General features: G+C 72.7%; 20 protein-coding genes. 11 read left to right on the top strand and 9 right to left on the bottom strand.

The annotated features are described in order from the left end of the window. The first annotated feature begins 12 nt into the window (after nt 1-12). Both EAD98_RS07790 and EAD98_RS07785 read left to right on the top strand, forming a co-directional pair. Nucleotides 13-609, top strand: coding sequence for a LysE/ArgO family amino acid transporter (locus EAD98_RS07790; RefSeq protein ID WP_121653380.1), 597 nt, complete (start codon nt 13-15; stop codon nt 607-609). Nucleotides 610-701: 92 nt separating this feature from the next. Next, nucleotides 702-2,141: a GuaB1 family IMP dehydrogenase-related protein gene (locus tag EAD98_RS07785; RefSeq protein WP_121653379.1), complete on the top strand. Its 1,440-nt coding sequence runs from the start codon at nt 702-704 to the stop codon at nt 2,139-2,141. Nucleotides 2,142-2,242: 101 nt separating this feature from the next. On the opposite strand, the gene EAD98_RS07780 is transcribed toward EAD98_RS07785, so the two are convergent. Further along, nucleotides 2,243-2,800 (bottom strand): TetR/AcrR family transcriptional regulator, encoded by a 558-nt coding sequence (locus EAD98_RS07780; RefSeq protein WP_121653378.1) that lies wholly within the window; start codon nt 2,798-2,800, stop codon nt 2,243-2,245. A gap of 81 nt (nt 2,801-2,881) precedes the next feature. On the opposite strand from EAD98_RS07780, the gene EAD98_RS07775 reads away from it, so the two are divergent. From EAD98_RS07775 to EAD98_RS07760, 4 genes are read left to right on the top strand one after another with little or no spacing between them, the layout of a single operon-like run. Further along, the gene (locus EAD98_RS07775) at nt 2,882-3,328 is read left to right on the top strand and encodes a DoxX family protein (RefSeq protein WP_121653377.1); all 447 of its coding nucleotides are present in this window, start codon (nt 2,882-2,884) and stop codon (nt 3,326-3,328) included. A gap of 25 nt (nt 3,329-3,353) precedes the next feature. After that, nucleotides 3,354-3,836, top strand: coding sequence for a MarR family winged helix-turn-helix transcriptional regulator (locus EAD98_RS07770; protein ID WP_121653376.1), 483 nt, complete (start codon nt 3,354-3,356; stop codon nt 3,834-3,836). Continuing rightward, nucleotides 3,830-5,563 carry an ABC transporter ATP-binding protein gene (locus tag EAD98_RS07765; protein ID WP_121653375.1) on the top strand — a complete coding sequence of 578 codons (1,734 nt, stop codon included), beginning with the start codon at nt 3,830-3,832 and terminating at the stop codon, nt 5,561-5,563. Before EAD98_RS07770 ends, EAD98_RS07765 begins: the two co-directional genes overlap by 7 nt. Then, nucleotides 5,560-7,620 carry an ABC transporter ATP-binding protein gene (locus EAD98_RS07760; RefSeq protein ID WP_121653374.1) on the top strand — a complete coding sequence of 687 codons (2,061 nt, stop codon included), beginning with the start codon at nt 5,560-5,562 and terminating at the stop codon, nt 7,618-7,620. Before EAD98_RS07765 ends, EAD98_RS07760 begins: the two co-directional genes overlap by 4 nt. A 53-nt stretch (nt 7,621-7,673) precedes the next feature. Here EAD98_RS07760 and thrS read toward each other — a convergent pair whose 3' ends face one another. Further along, nucleotides 7,674-8,891, bottom strand: a complete 1,218-nt coding sequence (gene thrS / locus EAD98_RS07755) for a threonine--tRNA ligase (RefSeq protein WP_121653373.1) — start codon at nt 8,889-8,891, stop codon at nt 7,674-7,676. A 518-nt stretch (nt 8,892-9,409) separates the two neighbouring features. Here thrS and EAD98_RS07750 point away from each other — a divergent pair. Beyond that, the gene (locus EAD98_RS07750) at nt 9,410-10,030 is read left to right on the top strand and encodes a DedA family protein (protein WP_121653372.1); all 621 of its coding nucleotides are present in this window, start codon (nt 9,410-9,412) and stop codon (nt 10,028-10,030) included. 105 nt (nt 10,031-10,135) lie between these two features. After that, nucleotides 10,136-10,768: a DUF998 domain-containing protein gene (locus EAD98_RS07745; RefSeq protein ID WP_121653371.1), complete on the top strand. Its 633-nt coding sequence runs from the start codon at nt 10,136-10,138 to the stop codon at nt 10,766-10,768. On the opposite strand, the gene EAD98_RS07740 is transcribed toward EAD98_RS07745, so the two are convergent. Continuing rightward, entirely contained in the window at nt 10,746-12,149 is a 1,404-nt protein-coding gene (locus tag EAD98_RS07740; protein WP_121653370.1) for an NAD(P)H-quinone dehydrogenase, read from the bottom strand. The two genes, EAD98_RS07745 and EAD98_RS07740, sit on opposite strands and share 23 nt — an antisense overlap. Nucleotides 12,150-12,255: 106 nt before the next feature. Here EAD98_RS07740 and EAD98_RS07735 point away from each other — a divergent pair, with 106 nt between their 5' ends. After that, complete coding sequence (locus EAD98_RS07735) at nt 12,256-12,711, top strand: gamma-glutamylcyclotransferase (RefSeq protein ID WP_121653369.1); 456 nt, start codon at nt 12,256-12,258, stop codon at nt 12,709-12,711. A 72-nt stretch (nt 12,712-12,783) separates the two neighbouring features. Here the strand turns inward: EAD98_RS07735 and EAD98_RS07730 are convergent, their stop codons facing one another. The 4 genes from EAD98_RS07730 to EAD98_RS07715 form a co-directional block, all read right to left on the bottom strand. Next, entirely contained in the window at nt 12,784-13,743 is a 960-nt protein-coding gene (locus tag EAD98_RS07730) for a GNAT family N-acetyltransferase (RefSeq protein ID WP_121653368.1), read from the bottom strand. A gap of 58 nt (nt 13,744-13,801) precedes the next feature. Continuing rightward, entirely contained in the window at nt 13,802-14,542 is a 741-nt protein-coding gene (locus EAD98_RS07725; protein WP_121653367.1) for a hypothetical protein, read from the bottom strand. A 104-nt stretch (nt 14,543-14,646) separates the two neighbouring features. Next, on the bottom strand, nt 14,647-15,609 hold the full coding sequence (locus tag EAD98_RS07720) for a hypothetical protein (protein ID WP_121653366.1): 963 nt from the start codon (nt 15,607-15,609) through the stop codon (nt 14,647-14,649). A 4-nt stretch (nt 15,610-15,613) separates the two neighbouring features. Further along, nucleotides 15,614-16,243 (bottom strand): MBL fold metallo-hydrolase, encoded by a 630-nt coding sequence (locus EAD98_RS07715; RefSeq protein ID WP_121653365.1) that lies wholly within the window; start codon nt 16,241-16,243, stop codon nt 15,614-15,616. Between the two features lie 93 nt (nt 16,244-16,336). Here EAD98_RS07715 and EAD98_RS07710 point away from each other — a divergent pair, with 93 nt between their 5' ends. Then, nucleotides 16,337-17,299: a DUF4349 domain-containing protein gene (locus EAD98_RS07710; RefSeq protein WP_199723333.1), complete on the top strand. Its 963-nt coding sequence runs from the start codon at nt 16,337-16,339 to the stop codon at nt 17,297-17,299. On the opposite strand, the gene EAD98_RS07705 is transcribed toward EAD98_RS07710, so the two are convergent. Then, nucleotides 17,256-18,515, bottom strand: coding sequence for an amidohydrolase (locus tag EAD98_RS07705; protein ID WP_121653363.1), 1,260 nt, complete (start codon nt 18,513-18,515; stop codon nt 17,256-17,258). The genes EAD98_RS07710 and EAD98_RS07705 overlap by 44 nt on opposite strands. Nucleotides 18,516-19,059: 544 nt before the next feature. Continuing rightward, nucleotides 19,060-20,643, bottom strand: a complete 1,584-nt coding sequence (locus EAD98_RS07700) for a methylmalonyl-CoA mutase (protein WP_121653362.1) — start codon at nt 20,641-20,643, stop codon at nt 19,060-19,062. A 206-nt stretch (nt 20,644-20,849) separates the two neighbouring features. Here EAD98_RS07700 and EAD98_RS07695 point away from each other — a divergent pair. Further along, a partial coding sequence (locus tag EAD98_RS07695) for a serine/threonine-protein kinase (protein ID WP_147457354.1) occupies nt 20,850-22,049 on the top strand: 1,200 nt, incomplete at its 3' end.

The raw sequence follows: 22,049 nt of genomic DNA, 5'->3' as shown, positions 1-22,049 counted from the left end.
TAGCGTCGATCCGTGCTCACCTCCGCCCTCGCCGGCTTCTCGATCTCCATCGCCCTGATCGTCGCCATCGGCGCCCAGAACGCCTTCGTCCTGCGTCAGGGCCTGCGCCGCGAACACGTCGTACCCGTGGTGCTCACCTGCGCCGTGTCGGACGCTCTGCTGATCACGGCGGGCGTCGCCGGGGTCGGCACGCTGGTGACGGGCCGGCCGGGCGTGCTGACGGCGATCCGGTGGGGCGGCGCGGCGTTCCTGCTCTGCTACGCGGCGCTCGCCGCCCGCCGCGCCCTGCGCCCCGGCGCCCTGTTGCCCACCGAGCGGCCGCCGGCCACGCTCGGGGCCACCCTGCTCGCCTGCGCCGCCTTCACCTACCTGAACCCGCACGTCTACCTGGACACGGTGCTGCTCCTCGGCGGGGTGGCACAGCAGCACCCGAACCGCTGGGTCTTCGGCGCCGGGGCCGCCGTGGCCAGCGTGGTCTGGTTCACCGCGCTCGGCGCCGGCGCGCAGCGCCTCGCGCCGCTGCTCGCCCGTGCCACCGCCTGGCGGGTGCTGGACGCGGTCATCGCCGTCGTGATGGCCGGGCTCGCCGTGGCGCTTCTGCTGGGCTGACCGGGCGCGCCGCCGCTCGCGCAGGACGGCGGCGGGAGTGTTTTCCATGACCACAGGCGGCTGGATCAGCCACGAGCGGGAATGATGGCCGGGTGCAGTTCCTTCACGGCGCGGTCCCCGCGCACGACCTGACCTACACCGACGTCTTCATGGCGCCGGCCCGCTCCGACCTCGGCTCCCGGCTCGACGTCGACCTCTCCACCGGCGACGGCACCGGCACCACCATCCCGCTGGTGGTGTCGAACATGACCGCGGTCGCCGGCCGGCGGATGGCCGAGACGGTGGCCCGGCGGGGCGCGATCGCGGTGATCCCGCAGGACATCCCGATCGAGGTCGTGGCGAACGTCGTCGGCTGGGTCAAGCAGCGGCACCTGGTCTACGACACGCCGATCACCCTGGGCCCCACCGAGACCGTTGGCGACGCCATCCACCTGCTGCCGAAGCGCTCGCACGGCGCGGTCATCGTGGTGGACGAGGCCGGCCGTCCGCTGGGCGTGGTCACCGAGGCGGACACCATCGGCGTGGACCGGTTCGCCCAGTTGCGGCACGTGATGTCCACCGAGCTGCACACCGTCCCGGCGGACGCGGACCCGCGTACCGGTTTCGACCGGCTCTCCGCGGGCCGGCGCCGGCTCGCCCCGGTGGTGGACGCCGACGGCCGACTGGTCGGGGTGTTGACCCGCCAGGGCGCGCTGCGGGCCACGCTGTACACGCCGGCGGTGGACGACCGGGGTCGGCTGCGCATCGCGGCGGCGGTCGGGATCAACGGGGACGTCACGGGCAAGGCCGCCGCGCTGCTGGAGGCGGGGGTGGACACGCTGGTCGTGGACACCGCGCACGGCCACCAGGCGCGGATGATCTCCGCGCTGCAGGCGGTCCGCAAGCTCGACCCGGGGGTGCCGGTGGCGGCCGGCAACGTGGTCACCGCCGAAGGGGTACGCGACCTGGTCGAGGCGGGCGCCGACATCATCAAGGTCGGCGTCGGCCCGGGTGCGATGTGCACCACCCGGATGATGACCGGCGTGGGCCGTCCGCAGTTCTCCGCCGTGCTCGACTGCGCGGCGGCGGCTCGCGACCTCGGTCGGCACGTGTGGGCCGACGGCGGCGTACGGCACCCGCGTGACGTGGCGCTCGCGCTCGCCGCCGGCGCCTCGAACGTGATGATCGGTTCGTGGTTCGCCGGCACCTACGAGTCCCCCGGCGACCTGTACACCGACGCGGACGGTCGCCGGTACAAGGAGAGCTTCGGGATGGCTTCGGCGCGGGCGGTCAGCGCCCGTACCGCCGACGACAGCCCGTACGACCGGGCCCGCAAGGCGGTGTTCGAGGAGGGCATCTCCTCGGCGCGGATGTACCTGGATCCGGCCCGGCCCGGCGTCGAGGACCTGATCGACGAGATCATCGCCGGGGTGCGCAGCGCCTTCACCTATGCCGGCGCCCGGGACCTGACGCAGTTCCACGAGCGGGCGATCGTCGGCGTGCAGAGCGCCGCCGGCTTCACCGAGGGAATGCCGCTGCCCACCAGCTGGTGACCGCCATCCGGGTTGATCATGGAGTTGTGGTGCCGCACAGAACGGGCAGCGACCGGCGAATCGCCCACCACAACTCCATGATCGACGCCGTGGAAGGGTGGTTACCGGGCTAGGCGGCGCAGGACGTCGCGGGCTGCCGTGCGGGGGTTGTCGCCCACCCGCTCCGGCAACGCGCCGGCCAGCCAGAGGGTGGCGAAGCCGTGCGCGATCGACCAGGCGGCGAGCGCGTCCCGGTCGGTGTCCGCGGGTGCGCCACCGGTGGGCAGGGTGGCCACCCCGGAACGGAGCGCGGCGCCCGAGCGCTCCCGGGCCGCGACCAGTTCGGCGTCGTCCGCCCGGTAGAGCTCGGGCCGGAACATCACCTCGAAGTACGCGCGGTGCGTGACGGCGAAGTCGACGTACGCGACCCCGGCCTCCAGCACGTCGTCCGCGTTGACCAGCTTCTGCGCCAGCAGGTCGAAGCCCTGGGCGGCAAGCGCGGTGAGCAGGCCCGCCTTGTCGCCGAAATGGTGGGCGGGTGCGGCGTGCGAGACACCGGCCCGGCGGGCGAGATCGCGCAGACTCAGCGCGGCGGGCCCGACCTCCTCGATGGCATCCAGAGCTGCGGCGAGCAGGGCGCGGCGTAGGTCGCCGTGGTGGTAGGCGCGCGGTCCGGTCATGCCCGAATCCTATCTTGCCATTGACAAGATGGCACTCGTCGAGGCAATCTTGCCACTGACAAGTTCACGAGGAGGATTTCGATGGCACCCCTGATCGCTCTGGTCGTCGGCACCGCGCTGGCCCGACTCGCCGGCCTGGCCGGCATCTCCGCGCTCGACGGCTGGCACCCCGCACTACGGGTTGGCCTGGCCCTGATGTTCACGCTGACCGCCGTCGCGCACTTCGCCGGGCAGCGCCGCACCGACCTGATCGCGATGGTCCCGACCGGCCTGCCCCGCCCGGACCTGCTGGTCACCGTCACCGGCGTACTGGAACTCGTCGGCGCGGTGGGCCTGCTGATCCCCGCGACCGCCCGCCTGGCCGCCGCCGGGCTCGGCCTGCTGATGCTCGCGATGTTCCCGGCCAACGTCTCGGCCGCCCGCCGGAAGCTGACCCTGGCCGGGAGGCCAGTCACCCCGCTCGGCCAGCGCACGGCTCTGCAGATCGCGTTCGTAACCACCGCGGTGGCTATTTCGTTTGGTCCCTGACTATCAGGAGGCTAACCTGCTTGCCGTGGATCTCGTCACTCTCCAGGATGTGCCGCTCGGCCGACTGCTGGTCGTGGCCGGGCACCTCGTCGGGCAGCGGTGGAACCGCTACCTCGCCGAGGAGCACGGCCTCACCCAGGCCGGCATGGTGACCCTGATGACGCTCGCCCGGCACGGCGAGCTGCCCCACCGCGAGGTCGCCGAGAAGGGCTTCGTGCGCCCGGCGACCCTGACCGGCATCGTGGACACGCTGGCCCGCGACGGGCTGGTCGAGCGGCAGCGTGACGACAGCGACCGGCGCAGCGTCCGGCTCGCCATCACGCCCGCCGGCCGGGAGCGGGTGGCGGCGCTCACCACGCTGATGCACTCCGGAAGACCGCTCACCTCGGTCGACGCCGACCCCGCGAAGGCACAGGTGATCCGGGACTTCCTGCTCGAGGTCATCGGCAGCGGGGACGACCCGCGGATGACCGGACGCCCTACCGAAGCGAAGGACACGGCGTGCTGATCCGACTGTTGCGCAACCAGTTGCGCACCTACCAGCGACCGCTGACGGCGGTGGTGCTGCTCCAGTTCGTGGGCACCATGGCGTCGCTCTACCTGCCCAGCCTCAACGCCGACATCATCGACCGGGGCGTGGCCCGGGGCGACACCGACTACATCGTGCGCATCGGCGGCTGGATGCTGCTGGTCAGCCTGATCCAGATCATCTGTTCGATCGCCGCGGTGTACCTGGGCGCGCGGATCGCGATGGGCTTCGGCCGGGACGTCCGCGCGACCCTGTTCGGGCACGTCAACCGCTTCTCCGCCCGCGAGGTGGCCCGGTTCGGCGCACCGTCGCTGATCACCCGCAACACGAACGACGTGCAGCAGGTGCAGATGCTCGTGCTGATGAGCTGCACCATGCTGGTCGCCGCGCCCATCATGAGCGTGGGCGGTGTGGTGATGGCGCTCCGGGAGGACATCGGGCTCTCCTGGCTGATGCTGGTCAGCGTGCCGGTGCTGGCCACCGCGCTCAGCATGATCATCCGTCGGATGGTGCCGGGCTTCCGGCTGATGCAGACCCGGATCGACACGGTCAACCGGGTGCTGCGCGAGCAGATCACCGGCATCCGCGTGGTGCGCGCCTTCGTCCGCGAGCCGTACGAGACGGACCGCTTCGCCGTCGCCAATGCCGACCTGACCGCCACCGCGCTGCGTACCGGTCGACTGCTGGCTCTGATCTTCCCGGTGGTCATGCTGGTGCTGAACGTCTCCAGCGTGGCGGTGCTCTGGTTCGGCGCGCAGCGGGTGGACGCCGGCGCGATCCAGGTCGGCGCGCTCACCGCCTTCCTCCAGTACCTGATGCAGATCCTGATGGCCGTCATGATGGCCACCTTCATGCTGATGATGGTGCCCCGGGCCGCGGTCTGCGCCGAGCGGATCGTCGAGGTGCTGGACACCGACTCCTCGGTGGTCCCGGCCGCCGAGCCGGTCGCCGAGCCGCCCACCAGGGCCGAGCTGGAGCTGCGCGGGGTGCGCTTCCAGTACCCGGGGGCGGTCGAGCCGGTGTTGCGGGACATCTCCTTCCGGGCGACCCCCGGCACCACCACGGCGATCATCGGCAGCACCGGCGCGGGCAAGACCACCCTGCTGTCGCTCATCCCCCGCCTGGTCGACGTCACCGCCGGCGCGGTGCTGGTCGACGGGGTGGACGTACGGGAGTTGGCGCCCGAGGAGCTGTGGCGGCGCATCGGCCTGGTGCCGCAGCGGCCGTACCTGTTCACCGGCACGGTCGCCAGCAACCTGCGCTACGGCAACCCGGACGCCACCGACGACGAGCTGTGGACGGCACTGGAGATCGCCCAGGCCCGGGACTTCGTGGCCCAGATGCCCGGCGGGCTGGACGCCCCGATCGCCCAGGGTGGCAGCACCGTCTCCGGCGGGCAGCGGCAGCGCCTGGCCATCGCCCGGGCCCTGGTCCGGCAGCCGGAGATCTACCTTTTCGACGACTCGTTCTCCGCGCTCGACCTCGGCACCGACGCGCGGCTGCGGGCGGCCCTGCGCCCGGTCACCGCGCAGTCCGCCGTGGTGATCGTGGCCCAGCGGGTCTCCACGATCGTCGACGCCGACCAGATCATCGTGCTTGAGGACGGGGGGGTCGTCGGAGTGGGACGACACGAGGAGTTGCTGGAGAGCTGCCCGACGTACGCCGAGATCGTGGCCTCCCAGCAGACGACGGAGGTGCCGGCATGAGCGAGCCCGACGAGCCGCGGACCGCGGCCGTACCCACGCAGAAGCCGGCCGGCGAGGGGGCCACGCCGAAGCGGCTGCCCCCCGGACGCCAGGGCGGCGGGCCGCCCTGGGCGGGCGCCGGGATGCCTGCCGAGAAGTCGATGAACTTCGGGCCGTCCGCCCGGCGGCTGCTCGGCCGGCTCCGCTCGCACCGGCTGCACCTGGCCGCGATCATCACGCTCGCCGTGGTGAGCGTCGGGTTCAGCGTCGCCGGGCCGAAGATCCTCGGCCACGCCACCGACCTGATCTTCAACGGGGTGATCGGCCGGCAACTACCGGCGGGCACCACCCCCGAGCAGGCCGTCGCGGCGGCCCGGGCCAGCGGCAACGACAGCTTCGCCGACATGCTGGCCCGGATGGACGTCATCCCCGGCGTCGGCATCGACTTCGGCGCCCTGAGCCGGGTGCTGCTGCTGGCGCTCGGGCTCTACCTGGCGGCGAGCGTGCTGTCGTGGTGGCAGGGCTGGCTGCTCAACGGGGTGGTCCAGCGCACGGTGCTGCGGCTGCGCGCCGAGGTGGAGGAGAAGCTCAACCGACTGCCGCTGCCGTACTTCGACCGGCAGCCCCGCGGCGAACTGCTCAGCCGGGTCACCAACGACATCGACAACATCTCCACCAGCCTCCAGCAGACCCTCAGCCAGCTGCTCACCTCGCTGCTGACCGTGGTCGGCGTGCTGGGCGTGATGTTCTGGATCTCGCCGCTGCTGGCCCTGGTGGCCCTGGTCGCGGTGCCGCTGTCGGTGCTGGTCACCCAGCGCATCGCCAAGCGCTCCCAGCAGCAGTTCATCGCCCAGTGGAAGCACACCGGCGAGCTGAACGGCCAGATCGAGGAGGCCTACACCGGTCACGAGCTGGTGAAGGTCTTCGGCCGGCAGCGCGAGGTGGAGGCCGCGTTCAACGCCAAGAACGAGGAGCTGTTCCGGGCCAGCTTCGGCGCCCAGTTCATCTCCGGGATCATCATGCCGTCGATGATGTTCATCGGAAACCTCAGCTACGTGGCGATCGCGGTGGTCGGCGGGCTGCGCGTGGCGTCCGGCGCGATGAGCCTCGGCGACGTGCAGGCGTTCATCCAGTACTCCCGCCAGTTCACCCAGCCGCTCACCCAGCTCGCCTCGATGGCCAACCTCCTCCAGTCCGGAGTGGCCTCGGCCGAGCGGGTCTTCGCGGTCCTCGACGCCGACGAGCAGAGCCCCGACCCGGTCCAGCCGGCCCGGGTCGTCGACCCGCACGGCCGGGTCGAGTTCGAGCACGTCTCGTTCCGGTACGAGCCGGACAAGCCGCTGATCGACGACCTGTCGCTGGTCGCCGAGCCGGGGCACACGGTGGCCATCGTCGGCCCGACCGGCGCCGGCAAGACCACCCTGGTCAACCTGGTGATGCGGTTCTACGAGCTGGACGCCGGCCGGATCACCCTGGACGGGGTGGACATCACCACCATGCGCCGCGACGACCTGCGGGGTCGGATCGGCATGGTGCTCCAGGACACCTGGCTCTTCGGCGGCACCATCCGGGACAACATCGCGTACGGCCGGCCGGACGCGACCGAGGAGGAGATCCTCGCGGCGGCCCGGGCCACCTTCGTCGACCGGTTCGTCCGCAGCCTGCCGGACGGCTACGACACGGTCATCGACGAGGAGGGCAGCAACGTCAGCGCCGGCGAGAAGCAGCTCATCACGATCGCCCGGGCGTTCCTCGCCGAGCCGTCTCTGCTGATCCTGGACGAGGCGACCAGCTCGGTGGACACCCGCACCGAGGTGCTGCTCCAGCGGGCGATGGCGGCGCTGCGCTCGGACCGGACCAGCTTCGTCATCGCGCACCGGCTCTCAACCATCCGCGACGCCGACCTGATCCTGATGATGGAGAACGGTCGCATCGTCGAGCAGGGCACCCACGAGCAGTTGCTCGCCGCCCACGGCGCGTACCACCAGCTGTACCGCTCCCAGTTCACCGGCGCCGCGGTCGACGACGAATCCGACGACCCGGCCGCCACCGCCGTCCCCCAGCCCGCGTCGATCTAGGGCGGATCGCCGTGCGCACAGCTACGACGATCCGCCCTCGACCGGCGGGTGGGTCAGTTCGGCGGAAGCAGGTCGGCCGCGCGGGCGGTGACCTGCCCGCCGATCAGGGCGAGCGCGGCGTCGGCGGGCATCGGGTCCAGGGTGCGGCCGTCGCGGAGGCGCAGGGCGAGGCGTCCGTCGGCCGCCTCCCGGGAACCGAGCACGCCGAGGTACGGGACGCGGCGGCGGGCCGCGTCCCGGATCCGGGCGCCCAGCGAGCCGGCGACGTCGACCTCGACCCGCAGTCCGGCGGCGACGGCCCGTCGGGCCAGCTCGGCCGCCGCTCCGGCCTGCCCGTCGTCCACCGGCAGCAGCACCAGCTGCACCGGCGCGTACCAGGCCGGGAAGGCGCCCTGGTGCACCTCGATGAGGTACGCGAACAGCCGCTCCATGCTGCCGACCAGACTGCGGTGCACCATGACCGGCCGACGCCGGCTGCCGTCCGAGTCGGTGTACGACAGGTCGAACCGTTCCGGCTTGTCGAAGTCCAACTGGATGGTGGAGATGGTCGACTCCCGGCCGGCCGCGTCGACGATCTGAATATCGATCTTCGGGCCGTAGAAGGCGGCCTCCCCCGGCGCCTCGACGTACGCCACCCCGGCCAGCGAACCCCGGAGCAGGTCCTCGGCGCGGGCCCACTGCGCGTCGTCGCCGACGTACTTCTCGCCCGGCCCGCGCAGCGACAGCCGGAAGCCGGCCGGGCGGACGCCGAGCGCGGCGTGCGCGGCGCGGATCAGCCCGAGGATCTCCACGACCTCGTCGCCCACCTGGTCCGGGGCGCAGAAGGTGTGCGCGTCGTTGAGCGAAATGGCGCGCACCCGGGACAGCCCGCCGAGCACGCCGGAGCGCTCCGAGCGGTACATCCCGCCCAGCTCGGCGATCCGCAGCGGCAACTCCCGGTAGGAGCGGCCCCGGGCCCGGAAGACCAGCGCGTGGTGTGGGCAGAGCGCCGGCCGGAGCACGAACTCGTCGTCGGCGCTCAGCCGCATCGGCGGGAACATGTCGTCGGCGAAGTAGCCGAGATGGCCGGAGAGTTCGAAGAGTTCGCGCTTGCCCAGCGGCGGCGAGTAGACGTGCTGGTGGCCGGATCGGCGTTCCAGCTCACGGACGTACTCCTCGACGGCGTGCCGGGCGGCGGCGCCGTCCGGCAGCCAGATCGGCAGGCCGGCGCCGGCCAGCGGGTCGGAGACGAAGAGGTCCAGCTCCCGGCCGAGCTTGCGGTGGTCGATCATGTCGTGCTCCTGGATCGGGTACGACCCGGAGGCGACCTGGACACCGAACGCCGCGCGGCCCTCGGGGCGGATCGCCCCGGGGCCTGGTCGACGGTGGTTACGTCAGAGCGGCGCGCCGGGGACACCCGGCGTCGTGGTCTCCACTACCGCGCTGCGCATGCGGCGACCGTACCCCTGGAGCGATCGGGGACGCACCCGGATTTGGCGCGGCGGAGGGGAGGGCGGGCCGCCGGCGCGGGACCCGCCGGCGGCCCTGGGCGGCCCGGAACGTCAGGAACGGGGGACCCGACGGTGCTGGGGCCGCGCGGACAACGGTACGCCGACGAACGCCGATCCGCCGACCTGTGCGGGCCGCGCGGGACGGCTGCCGAACCGTCACCCGAGGACCGTTCGCCTCGTTGTACCTGGGTGGCCCAGTCGTGTCGACGGTCACGGCGGGGTGGGGCTGTCCACCGTGACGCCGGACACGCCGTCAGGCTCGAGACACCCAATCGGCCGCATCCGGCGAGGTGGCACGCGTGCCCGAACTACTGACAGACGTCGCATCGCCGACGTGGGCGTACCTCGTGCTGCTCGGTCTGCTGATCGCGGACGCCTTCGTCCCGGTGATTCCCACCCAGATCGTCATGATCACCAGCGGTGCGCTCACCGTCTACGGCGGACTCAGCCTGCCGGTCACCATCGCCGTCGGCGCGCTCGGCGTCTTCGCCGGCGATCTCGCCTGCTACCTGCTCGGTCGGGGCGCACCGGACCGGCGGGCTCCCCGGCACGCCGAGTTGAGCCGGGCGCGACGGGTCGCCAGCCGGGTCACCCAGGGATTACGGCAGCCCGGGCCGCTGGTCATCCTGCTGTGCCGGTTCGTGCCGGGCGGTCGGATGGCGGCCTGCTTCTCAGCCGGCCGTAGCCGCTATCCGTACCGACTGTTCGTGCTGTACGAGGCGGTGGCCGCGCTGGGCTGGGCCACCTACGGCGCGCTGGTCGGCCACCTGGGTGGCACCGCGTTGACCGAGTCGGCCTGGCGGCTGGCCATCATCGCCACCGCGGCGGCGGCCGGCTTCGCCGCCGCCGGATGGGCGATGACCCTGGTCAGCGCACGGCACGCCCGAGCCGCCGCCTCGGCCGACATCCCCCTCGACTGAGGGTCGAGCGCCCCCTCACCCGGGTGCCTCTAGGGGTGGTCCCCCGGGACGATTTCGGTGGCCGTCCCGGATCCGGCTCGGGTCTTCCCGGCGACAGGCTGAGGCATGCCTGGAACCCGGAGTACCGGCGTGCTTGCCCTCGGCGGGATCGCCCTGGCGGCGCTGCTGACCGTGATCGGCCATCTCGAAGTCAACGACGACCTCAACCCGTGGGCGCTGACCGTGAGCGATTTCGCGGTCTCCGACCGGGGCGGCGTCATCGACGTCGCCATGGTGGTGCTCGCGCTCGCCACCGTGGCGCTGCTGCTCGGGCTGCGCCGCGCCCGGCCACCACGACCCAGCCGGCCGGTCGAGCTGCTGCTCGGCGCGTGGGTGGCCGGGCTTTTGCTGGCCGCGGTGGTGCCGACGAACGAGCCGGGCACCGCCATGACCACCGCCGCCTACCTGCACCGGTACGCCTCGGTGGTCGCCTTCCTGGCGCTGCCGGCCGCCGGCTGGCTGCTCGCCCGTCGCCCCGACCTGGTCCCCGCCGCCCGGACGCTGCGCACCCTCGTCCTGCTCAGCCTGGCCCTGGCGGCCGCGATGATCTGGTCCGCCTACCCCGGTGACCGCCTGCTGATCGGCCTGGCCGAACGCCTGCTCATCCTCACCGAGGTAGCCGTCCTGGTAACCGTCGCGCTAACCCAAACCCGGACGCCCGCCACTCCTTGGGCCGTTACTCCAGCTCGTGGAGCATGAGCTGGCGGGCCGCTTCGGTGATCGAGCCGGAGAGGCTCGGGTAGATGGTGATGGTCTGGGCCAGCTCGTTGACCGTCAGGTTGTTCTCCACCGCCATGGTGATCGGAAGGATCAGCTCGCTGGCCTTGGGGGCCACCACCACACCGCCGACGACCTGGCCGCTGGCCGGGCGGCAGAACAGCTTCACGAAGCCGTCGGACAGGTCGTCCATCTTGGCCCGCGCGTTGCCCGACAGCGGCAGCATCACCTGCCGGGCCGGCACCTTGCCGGCGTCCACCTCGTCCTGCGAGACGCCCACGGTGGCCAGCTCCGGGTCGGTGAAGACGTTCGCCGCGACGGTCCGCAGCCGCAGCGGGCGGACGGCCTCGCCAAGGGCGTGCCACATCGCGATCCGGCCCTGCATGGCGGCGACGCTGGCCAGCAGCAGCACACCAGTGCAGTCGCCGGCGGCGTAGATGCCGGGCACGTTGGTCCGGGACACGCGGTCGACCGTGACGTAGCCGCCCCGGCCCAGCTCCACGCCGTACTCGGTCAGGCCCAGGTTGGCGGTGTTCGGGATCGAACCGACCGCGATCAGGGCGTGCGAGCCGGCGACCTTGCGGCCGTCGGACAGCTCCACCTCGACGCCGTCGGCCGTACGCCGGACCGCGTCGGCCCGGGAGTTGTTGAGGATGCTCATGCCCCGGTTGCGGAACACCCGCTCGATGGCCGAGGCCGCGTCGGCGTCCTCGTGCGGCATGACCCGGTCGCGGCTGGAGACCAGGGTGACCTGGACCCCCATCGCCAGGTACGCGCTGGCGAACTCGGCGCCGGTCACGCCGGAGCCGACCACGATCAGATGCTCGGGCAGCTCGGGCAGGTCGTACACCTGGCGCCAGGTCAGGATGCGCTCGCCGTCCGGCACGGCGGTGGGCAGCTGGCGGGGCGTCGAGCCGGTGGCCACCAGCACCGAGGAGGCGTCGATCCAGTATTCCTCCCCGCCGTCGGCGGGGGTGACGACGACCCGGTGGGTGTGGCCGAGAGCGTCCTCGCCCAGCCGGGCGGTGCCGGCCACGAAGGTGACCCCCGCCTTGAGCAGCTTGGCGTGGATGTCGGCGGACTGCGCCAGCGCCAGCCGCTTGACCCGGTCGTGCACCGCCCGCGCGTCGACGGTGACCGCCTCCAGGCCGTCCGAGTGCACGCCGAACTCCTCGGTGTCCCGGTAGCCGGTGACCACCCCCGAGCTGGCGATGAAGGTCTTCGAGGGAACGCAGTCCGAGAGCACGCAGGCCCCGCCCGCGCCGTCGGCCTCCACCACGGTGACATCGGCGTCGAGCTGGGCGGCGACCAGCGCCGCCTCGTACCCGGCCGGCCCCCCGCCGATGATCACGATCCGGCTCACAGCGTCTGCCCTTCCTCGATGCTCACAGTGACTTTCTTCTCCCGAACGCACCCGACACGCACAGTCGTATTCTCCCCCACCCGCCAGCCGGGCTATCGTCATCGCCGTGGGTCATCACGCCGCCTACGGCTCAAACCTGGATCCCGCCCGGATGCGCGCCTACTGCCCGCATTCGCCGATGGTGGGCGTCGGCTGGCTGGAGGGGTGGCGGCTGACCTTCGCCGGGGCGGACGTGATCGGCTGGGAGGGCGCGGTGAGCACCCTGGTCGAGTCCCCCGGCGACCGGGTCTTCGTGGCGCTCTACGACATCCACCCGTATGACGCCGCCCAGCTCGACGAGATCGAGGGGGTGACCGCCGGCACGTACCGCAAACTGCACGTCCGGGTCTCCACCCTCGACGGCGACGTGACCGCGTGGATCTACGTCTTCGACGGGTACGAGGGCGGCCTGCCGACCTCGTGGTATCTCTCCGAGATCGCGAACGCCGCCGAGAAGGCGGGCGCGCCGGACGACTACGTCACCGAGCTGCGTTCCCGCCCCACCGGCACCGCGTCCGCCTAGAGGCTGTCGCACGCTCCCAGTCTGCTACCGCCGCCGGCCGGACCGTCCGTCGGGCCCGACCGGCGTCGTCAATCACACACCGGCGGCCGGGACGACCAGCTGGTACATGTCGGTCCACCGGGTCTCCCGCAGGCCCACGGCCCGATAGAGCGACAGCGGGGCGGTCGGGTTCGCGAGGTCCACCCCCAGGCCGGCCGCCTGCCGGCCCTTCTCGGCGTAGCGGGCGAAGGCGCGACGCAGCAGCGCGGCGCCCACCCCCCTTCGGCGGTACGCGGGCAGCACCGCCAAGCTCCGCACGAAGCCCTCCTGCTGGTCGAGCGCCTGATCCGAGGACTGCAACGCGCCCGCCACCACCCCGTCGACCTCGGCGACGAACCACTCGTCCCAGGCGGTCAGGTCGCCGATCCGGGCCCGCCACCGCTCGTACGACAGCGGCTCGTGGTCCGGGGTGTCACGGAAGGCGGTGTCCTGGATCCGGTGGAACTCCCGCAGCTCGGCCTCGTCGTCCGCGCGGACCGGTCGCACCGTCACCCCGGGCGGCGGGGGCGGTTCGGCGGGCAGGTCGGCCAGCGTGCGGCGCATCCGGACGTACCGCTTGGCCAGGGTGAACCCGGTCGCACGCAGGTCACGTTCCCAGTCGCGTTCCGGCTCGAAGACCGCGCAGCGGACGGTGAGTGCGGGCAGCCCCCGCTCGGCCGCCCGCTCGGCGACCCGGTCCAGTTGCCGGGCCAGCAGGGGCGCGCGGACCGCGGCAGCCCGCTGCGGATCGACGTACACCTCGACGAACTCCCGGCCCACCCCGGTCGGGTTGTCGACGGTCGCCCAGCCCACCACGGTGTCGTCCGGGTCCACCGCCAACCAGGAGTCGCGAGCCGGGTCGAAGAAGGGGGCGGTCAGCGACTCGGCGACGTCCTCAGCGTCGAAGTCGGGATGACCGATGGCGTAGGTGTCGGCGGCGTGCACCACCGCGAGGATCGCCGGCACGTCGTCGAGGGTGGGCCGGCGCAGGGTCCAGCCAGCGGGAACAGTCACGGCAGGTGATCCTGGCAGCCGAGCGCCGCCGGCGCCGCCCATTTTCGGCCGGCTTCTGTCAGCGGACGGTGAGGTCGGTGCGGGTCTGGTGCAGCAGCTCCACCAGCTCGATGCCGTCGGCGGGGCCGAGCGCCGCGAACGCCGGTGCGGCCAGCCGGTCGGTGACCGCCTCCGCCCAGAGGCGCCGACGCACCAGCGGCCCGATCGGCGGGTACGGCGGCGGCCAGCCGCAGGCCACCGCACCGGCCTCCCCCTCCGGCCCGGCCAGCACCGCCTCCAGCGGGGTCATCCCGGCGGCGCGTACGGCCAGCAGGTAGGCGCCGGTGAAGTGTTCGCGGAGCAGCCGCAGCCCCGCGGCGGCCCGGGCGCCCGGGGAGAGATCCGGCAGCGGCATGGCCCGCCACGCGGCGAAGAGCGGCATGCCACTGGCGTCCGCCGCCGCCACCGACCGCTCGACCAGCCCGGCCAGGCGCTCGACGCTGTGCAGCGCACCCAGCCGCTGCGCGCCCCACCGGCAGCACTCGGCGAGACTCGCGGCGGCGACCTCGGCCGGCCGGACGACCCGGGCGGCCGCGTCCCAACCGTCGGCGACCGCATCCGGGGCGAGGAAGCCGAGGGCCGCGGCGGCCGTCTCGGCCCGTACGTCGCCGAGGGCGCCGGCCCGCCCGCTGATGTAGAAGGCCCAGCCGGAGATGCCGAGCAGCCGTGCCCGGCGCAGCGTGGTCGGGCACCGGCTGAATCCGTCGCCCAGGTCGAGCGCGACGGGCTTGCTGGCGGCGGCGACCTGCTCCGGTGTCATCCGAGCGCCACCCTCGGGTGCCTCGATCCGCCGGCCACGGCGGCTTCCGGACCCGGGATCGCCGGCCCGGGGCGGCCCGACCACTCGTCGTCATCCATCGATGGTCAGTCTGCCGGGCCACCGCCCGGGTCCGCATCCCCCTCTTCGGCCGCCAACGCCTCGACCGCCGCCTCCACCTCACCCGCGCGTCGCCGGGCCACGGTGACGGCCCGCTCGGCCGCACGCCGGGCCAGCTTGGCCCGGCTGAGATCCTGCTCCGCGACCGCCCGCCGCCGCTCCAGCTCGGCCAGCTCGGTCTCGATCTCGTCGAGCGCTGTGGCGCCGTCCCGCTCCTGCCCGGTCGCCTCGGTCAACTCGGCCTCCGCCCGCTCCTGGTCGGTCCGTGCCCTGGCCAGTTCCCGGTCCAGTGCCCGGCGTTGCCGCGCCCGTTCGGCCCGGGCCGCCCGCTCGGCACGCTCCGCGGCCCGGTCGGTACGGGGGGCCGCCTCGGGGCCGGTCCGCTGGGCGCCGGGCCGGCGGGCCGGGCGTTCCGCGGCCTGCTCCTCGTCGTCGCCGGTGACCAGCCGCAGCTGCGGGCGGGGCACCTCGCCGAAGCCGGCGTAGGTGGCCGACCGCAGCAGACGCCCGGACCGGACCTGCTCGGCGACCTCAGCGTCGGAGAGCGCCGCGTTCAGGGTCGCCTCGACCTCGGCCAACGGCAGCTTGCCGGCCGGCGGCGCGTCCGGCTCCGCCGCGGCGAGCTTGCGGACCTCGGCGACCAGGGCGCCGACCACCGCCCGGCGCTGCGCGGACAACTCCCGGAGCCGGGGCCCGCGCAGCTCCCGCTGGGCGGACCGCAGCGCGTCGGCGAGCTGGACCAGGTCGGCGACCAGCTCGGGGCGGTGGATGGCGAGCAGGTTCACCAGCCAGGCGGCGACCGTGGGGCGGCGCAGCCGGGCCAACTGCCGGGCGGTGGACAGGTCGCCGGCGCGGCGGGCCTCGGCCACGGCGGCGTCCCGGGCGGCCACGAACCGCTCCGGCGGGGTGCGGTAGAGCTGCTGCACCAGCTCCGGGGAGGGGCCGGGCATGGCCTCAGACGTCCACCCGGCTACCGGGCTCCAGACGCTGGTACTCGGTGCCGGACATCGCCGAGTACTGGCGGTTGAGCACGCCCAGACCGGTGTCGTTGAGCAACGCGTCGTGCAGCGCGTACGCCCGGCGCGGGGCGACGGCCCGGATGAAGTCGAGCACCTCGGAGAACTTCGACCAGGGTGCGTGGATCGGCGCGAAGAGCGTGTCGACCGGCGTCTCCTCCGGCACCACCAGGGCGTCGCCCGGGTGGTAGACCACGTCGTTGATCAGGAAGCCGAGGTTGTCCACGACCGGGATGTCCGGGTGTATCACCGCGTGCTTCCCGCCGTAGGCGCGGATGGCCACCCCGGCGGCGGTGAACGACTCACCGGCGGTGACCGGACGCAACGCCTCGGCGGCGTCGCCCAGGGTGCCGGCGAGCGAGGCGGGTCCGTGGATCGAAAACGGTCGCCGGTCGAGTTGCAGGTGCACCGCCGCCACGTCGAGGTGGTCGGGGTGTTCGTGGGTGATCAACACCGCGTCCGCACCGTCCAACGCTGCCGGGTCGCTGAACACCCCGGGGTCGACGACGAGCACTCCCCCGTCGTGCTCCACCCGGATGCAGGAGTGGGCGTACTTGGTGAGCCGCATCGTGACTCCTCGATTATCGAATCGTGACGTCCTCAGCGCAGTCTGCCGGAACCAGCCGACGAGCGCGCCGCGTCCGAGGTATCGCCACACCGGCTGACGACGATGGGAGCGGGGATGGACGAACGGGTGGGACGGCGCCGCGGCGCGCTGCTGGCGGCAACAACACTGGTGGCGGTCCTCGGGGTGACCGGGTGCGGTGCCGGCGACAGCGGGGCGCAGGACGCGGCGGGCACGGCGGCCGAGGCGCCGGCCGCGAACGGCGGCGCGGCGGACAAGGACAGTGCCGCCGGTGCGCCGGAGGCGGCCGGAGCCGGCGCCCCGGACCTGCGGGTCGACCAGCGGGCCATCATCTACACCGGAACCATGCGGGTGCAGGTGGACGATGTGGACGCCGCCGCCCGCGAGGTCACCGCCGCGGTCACCCGGGCGGGTGGCTTCATCGGCGGCGACCAGCGGCGCAGCGCCGAGGCCGACGCGGTGGCGGAGTTGCAGCTGCGGGTGCCGGCAGCGAAGTTCGCCGGCGTGGTGGACGAGATCGCAAAGCTCGGCAAGCAGGAGAGCCGGGAGATCAGCACCCAGGACGTCACCGAGGAGACCGTCGACCTCGACGCCCGGATCGCCAGTCAGCGGGCCCGGGTGGACAGCGCCCGCCGGCTGCTCGCCCGAGCCACCTCGATCGCCGACCTGGTGTCGCTGGAGAACGAGCTGGGTCGCCGCGAGGCCGACCTGGCGTCGCTGGAGGCCAAGAAGCGGCGACTGGCCGACCTGACAGCCCTCTCCACGATCACCGTGTCGCTGGCCGGACCGGCGGCGAAGGCCGCCGAGGAGAAGACCGAGACCGGATTCCTGTACGGGTTGAAGGGCGGCTGGAAGGCGTTCGTCGCCTCGCTGGCCGTCCTGCTCACCGTGCTGGGAGCGCTGCTGCCCTGGCTGGTGGCGCTCGGCGTACCGCTGGCGGTGCTGCTGCTGGTCCTGCGCCGGCGGAAGAAGGCCCCGGCGCTGGTCGCTCCGGTCAGCGCACCGCCGCCAGTGCCCGCAGCGCGGTCTGCACCATGACGCGTACACCGGCCGGGATGGCTCCCTCGTCCACGTCGAAGGACGCGCGGTGCAGGTCGACGTTGGGGCCGGAGCGGCCGACGCCGAGCCGGGCGAGGGCGCCGGGGACGTACTCCAGGTACCAGGAGAAGTCCTCGCCGCCCATGCTCTGCGGCGTCTCGGCGATCCCGTCCGGGCCGAGCGCGGCGGCGGTGGCGCCGGTCAGCACCTGGATGGCCCGTGCGTCGTTGCACACCGGCGGCCGACCGCGCAGGTATTCCAGGTCGACCGTCGCGCCGGTCGGCGCGATCACGTCCCGGACGACCTGAGCCACGATCTTGGGAGCCTGTTCCCAGGTGTCGCGATCCATCACCCGCAGGGTGCCGGACGCGGACGCCTCGGAGGGGATGACGTTGTAGCGGGTGCCGGCCGAGGCGTGGCCGAAGACCAGCAGCAGCCCGCTGTTGGCCGGCACCCGGCGGCTGACCAGCGCGGGCACCTCGGTGATCAGCCGGCCGAGCGCGTCGACCAGGTCGACGGTCAGGTGCGGGCGGGCGGTGTGCCCGCCCGGGCCGCTGAGCCGGACGGTGACGTTGTCGGCGGCCGCGGTGATCGGGCCGACCCGCAGGCCGACCTGACCCACCGGCAGGTTCGGGTCGCAGTGCAGCGCGAAGATCTGCGCCACGTCGTCCAGGCCGCCGGCCTCGATGACCTCCAGCGAGCCGCAGGGCAGGATCTCCTCGGCCGGCTGGAAGATGAGCCGGACCCGGCCGTCCAGCTCGCCGAGGTCGGCGAGCTGGGCCAGCAGCATGCCCACGCCGAGCAGGATCGAGGTGTGGACGTCGTGCCCGCAGGCGTGGCAGACGCCCTGCACCGTGGACCGGTACGGCACGTCCTTGGGGTCGTCCAGCGGCAGGGCGTCGATGTCGGCGCGCAGCGCGATGACCGGTCCGTCCGGGCGGCCGTTGACGTCACAGATCACGCCGTTGCCCTTGGGCAGCAGGCGCGGGTTCAGCCCGGCCAGTGAGAGTTCCCGGGCGATCAGGGCGGCCGTCTCGAACTCGGTGCCGGAGAGCTCGGGGTGCGAGTGGATGTGACGGCGGGTGGCGATCAGCCCGGGTACCCGGAGCGCGAGGAGGTGGTCCAGGTCGCGGGGCAGGGGCTGGGACCCGGGCGGCAGCTCCGGCCAGGACGACGCCAGCTGGCTGCCGGTGGGCAGCGTCAACGCACTCGTCACGTCGAATTCTCGATCACTAGAGATGGATGGATCATCGGGGACAGCAGACAGCCTAGACCTCCGGCGGTGACGCTGCGCAACCTCGTTACGGTGATGATCAGAGCGCACAGCGTCACGTATGCCCTGCTGAGGGCGCTCGGAGATGCGCGGGACAGCAGGTAGATCACGGTCGAACGCCGTCATCTGCCCCTCACCTCCTACAACGCGTAACCGATCTCGGCGGTCACGAATTCGGCGCCACTCGCGGGCCCACGTTGCGAATTGTCGCATTAGTCGGGGTGATGAACTGACACTCCGACAATAAGCCGACCACGCTCCGCAACGAGCCGGAAAAGACGCTCACACGCGCCCGTCCGTCGTGACCGCACACGGTGTGCGTCCCCGTTCACCCGGTCGGGGTACCCCCAAACCTGGTGGACACACCCCGGACACCGTCGGGGGCCACGCCGCCCTCGGCCCGGCCGGTGGGGGATCCGCTTTCGACTGTAGCTCTGCCCGAGCCGAACAAACCCGCCCTGACCTGCGAGAACGGCCGATCGGCCGATCAGAAGCGATCGGTGGGCCGGTACAGCCCCCACGCCTCGCGCAGCGTCCCGCAGACCTCACCCACCGTGGCGCGGGCCCGCAGCGCCTCCTTCATCGGGTACAGCACGTTGTCCGTGCCGTCGGCGGCGGCCCGCAGGTCGGCGAGCGCCCGCGCCACCGCGTCGGCGTCCCGCTCGGCGCGCAGCCGCGCCAGCCGCTCGGCCTGCGCCGCCTCGATCGTCGGGTCGACCCGCAGGGGCTCGTACGGCTCCTCCTCGTCGACCGCGAACCGGTTGAGGCCGACCACCACCCGCTCGCCCGAGTCGATCTCCTGGGCGATCCGGTACGCGGACTGCTCGATCTCGCGCTTCTGGAACCCGGCCTCGATCGCGTCCACCGCCGAGCCGTGGTCGGCCACCCGCTCCATCAGCTCGACGGCGGCGGCCTCGATCTCGGCGGTCATCGCCTCCACCACGTACGAGCCGGCGAACGGGTCGACGGTGGAGGTCAGGTCCGTCTCGTACGCCAGCACCTGCTGCGTACGCAGCGCGAGCCGGGCCGCCTTCTCGGTGGGCAGCGCGATCGCCTCGTCGAAGCTGTTGGTGTGCAGCGACTGGGTGCCGCCGAGCACCGCACCAAGCCCCTGCACCGCGACGCGGACCAGGTTCACCTCCGGCTGCTGGGCGGTGAGCTGCACGCCGGCGGTCTGGGTGTGGAAGCGCAGCATCATCGACTTCGGATCCTTGGCGCCGAAGTCGTCCCGCATCAGCCGGGCCCAGATCCTGCGCGCGGCGCGGAATTTCGCCACTTCCTCCAGCAGCGTCGTACGGGCCACGAAGAAGAACGACAGCCGGGGCGCGAAGTCGTCCACCGCGAGCCCGGCGGCCAGCGCGGCCCGGACGTACTCCACGCCGTTGGCCAGGGTGAACGCGATCTCCTGCGCGGGCGTCGCGCCCGCCTCGGCCATGTGGTAGCCGGAGATGGAGATGGTGTTCCACTTCGGCACCTCCTTGCGGCAGTACGCGAACGTGTCGGCCACCAGGCGCAGCGAGGGCTTCGGCGGGAAGATGTACGTACCCCGGGCGATGTACTCCTTGAGGATGTCGTTCTGGATGGTGCCGTTGAGCGCCGAGCCCGGCACCCCGTTCTCCTCGGCGACGAGCTGGTAGAGCAGCAGCAGCACCGAGCCGGGCGCGTTGATGGTCATCGAGGTGGAGACCTTGTCCAGCGGGATGTCGGCGAAGAGCAGCCGCATGTCCTCGATGGAGTCGATCGCCACGCCCACCTTGCCGACCTCGCCGTGCGCGATCGGCTCGTCCGAGTCGTACCCCATCTGGGTCGGCAGGTCGAAGGCGACGGAGAGACCCATCGTGCCGGCCCGCAACAACTGGTGGTACCGCGCGTTGGACTCGGTGGCGGTACCGAAGCCGGCGTACTGGCGCATGGTCCACGGACGGGAGGTGTACATCGTGGGGTAAACCCCCCGGGTGTACGGGAACTCGCCGGGACCGCCCAGCCGGGAGTCCAGGTCCTCCGGAAGGTCGGCCGCCGTGTAGACGCCCTTGATCGGGAAACCGGACTCGCTTGACCGCCGTTCACTCATCCCCGGATGGTAGGACGCGCGGGCGTGTCGTCGGGTGAGGGATACCGCACAGTGCGTCCCGACCGGTCGACAGGACGTGAACGACAGAGCACGTTCTGTTGACTTCGATAAACGTCCGTCGCGTCGGCTTTCGCATCGGGCGTCGGAACCAGCAAGATAGGGGGGTTGTGTCCCAGCCCCCCTCGATTTCCCCCGGTGGCTTTTCTGTGACTCAGATCCCGACGTGGAGCGGCGGACAGGTAAGTCCCGCCAACGGACGTGCGGCGCCCGGCACCACCATCGGTGGCCGGTACTCGCTGCGGTCCTCGGTGGGCAACGGCGGCATGGGCACGGTGTGGCGCGCCACAGACACCCTGCTGCGCCGTGACGTGGCGGTGAAGGAGGTCGTCCTGCCCCCGGGGTTGGCCCCCAGCGACCGCGACGCCATGTACGAGCGCACGCTGCGCGAGGCCCGCGCGGCCGCCGCCATCCAGCACCCCGCGGTGGTGCAGGTGTACGACGTGGTCACCGAGGCCGGCCGGCCCTGGATCGTGATGGAGCTGCTGGACGCCCGCAGCCTCGCCGACATGGTGATCGAGGACGGGCCGGTCGCGCCCCGCGCGGTCGCCAAGATCGGCATTGCGTTGCTCGGCGCGCTGGAGGTCGCGCACGCGATCGGCGTGCTGCACCGCGACGTCAAACCGGCCAACGTGCTGATCTGCGCCGACGGGCGTTGCGTGCTGACCGACTTCGGTGTCGCGCGGATGCCCACCGACGTGCAGCTCACCACTCCCGGCATGGTGCTCGGCTCGCCGCACTTCATCTCGCCCGAGCGGGCCATGGGTCAGGAGTTCGGCCCGCCGAGCGACCTGTTCTCGCTGGGCGTGACGCTGTACACGGCGGTCGAGGGGCGGCCTCCGTTCGACAAGGGTGATCCGATCGAGACCATGCACGCCGTGGTGGAGGACCCGCCCGCCCCGCCGCAGCGCAGTGGCCCGCTGACCCGGGTGCTGATGGGCCTGCTGGAGAAGGACCCGGCCCGCCGGCTGGACGTGCACACCTCCCGGGCCATGCTGCGCGAGCTGCTCGCCGGCCCGCTGGGCAGCACCGCCACCGCCGTGCACTCGGTGACCGACCCGTACGCCGTGGTCCCGGTGCAGCAGCGCCCGGCGCCCTTCACCCCGCCGGCTCCGCCGGAGCCGAAGCCGGACAGCCAGATCGGCGGCCGGGCGATGCTGGCCCCGGGCGAGTCCCTGACCGACCGCCTGGCGTCGCTGCGCCGGGGCGAACGCCCGCAGCCCGCCACCGCGGCCGGCGCCACGGGGCTCGACGAAACCAGCGCCGACGCGCTGGCCGGCCCGCTGCACACGCCCACCGGCGCGATGCCCGCCCCCGGCCGACCCGCCGCCGGGCGCACCTACGGCGGC

Origin of the sequence: Micromonospora sp. CV4 (assembly GCF_003667455.1) — a bacterium.
Classification (GTDB): Bacteria; Actinomycetota; Actinomycetes; order Mycobacteriales; family Micromonosporaceae; genus Micromonospora.
Note: the sequence above shows the minus strand (reverse complement) of the source record. Positions and strands in the feature narration are given on the sequence as shown.

Bases quoted from the DNA above. Each gene is read 5' to 3' on its own strand.
- EAD98_RS07780 (WP_121653378.1), bottom strand. From the start codon at position 2,800: ATGACCGGACCGCGCGCCTACCACCACGGCGACCTACGCCGCGCCCTG.
- EAD98_RS07775 (WP_121653377.1), top strand. From the start codon at position 2,882: ATGGCACCCCTGATCGCTCTGGTCGTCGGCACCGCGCTGGCCCGACTC.
- EAD98_RS07760 (WP_121653374.1), top strand. From the start codon at position 5,560: ATGAGCGAGCCCGACGAGCCGCGGACCGCGGCCGTACCCACGCAGAAG.
- thrS (WP_121653373.1), bottom strand. From the start codon at position 8,891: ATGATCGACCACCGCAAGCTCGGCCGGGAGCTGGACCTCTTCGTCTCC.
- EAD98_RS07745 (WP_121653371.1), top strand. From the start codon at position 10,136: ATGCCTGGAACCCGGAGTACCGGCGTGCTTGCCCTCGGCGGGATCGCC.
- EAD98_RS07725 (WP_121653367.1), bottom strand. From the start codon at position 14,542: ATGACACCGGAGCAGGTCGCCGCCGCCAGCAAGCCCGTCGCGCTCGAC.
- EAD98_RS07720 (WP_121653366.1), bottom strand. From the start codon at position 15,609: ATGCCCGGCCCCTCCCCGGAGCTGGTGCAGCAGCTCTACCGCACCCCG.
- EAD98_RS07715 (WP_121653365.1), bottom strand. From the start codon at position 16,243: ATGCGGCTCACCAAGTACGCCCACTCCTGCATCCGGGTGGAGCACGAC.
- EAD98_RS07700 (WP_121653362.1), bottom strand. From the start codon at position 20,643: ATGAGTGAACGGCGGTCAAGCGAGTCCGGTTTCCCGATCAAGGGCGTC.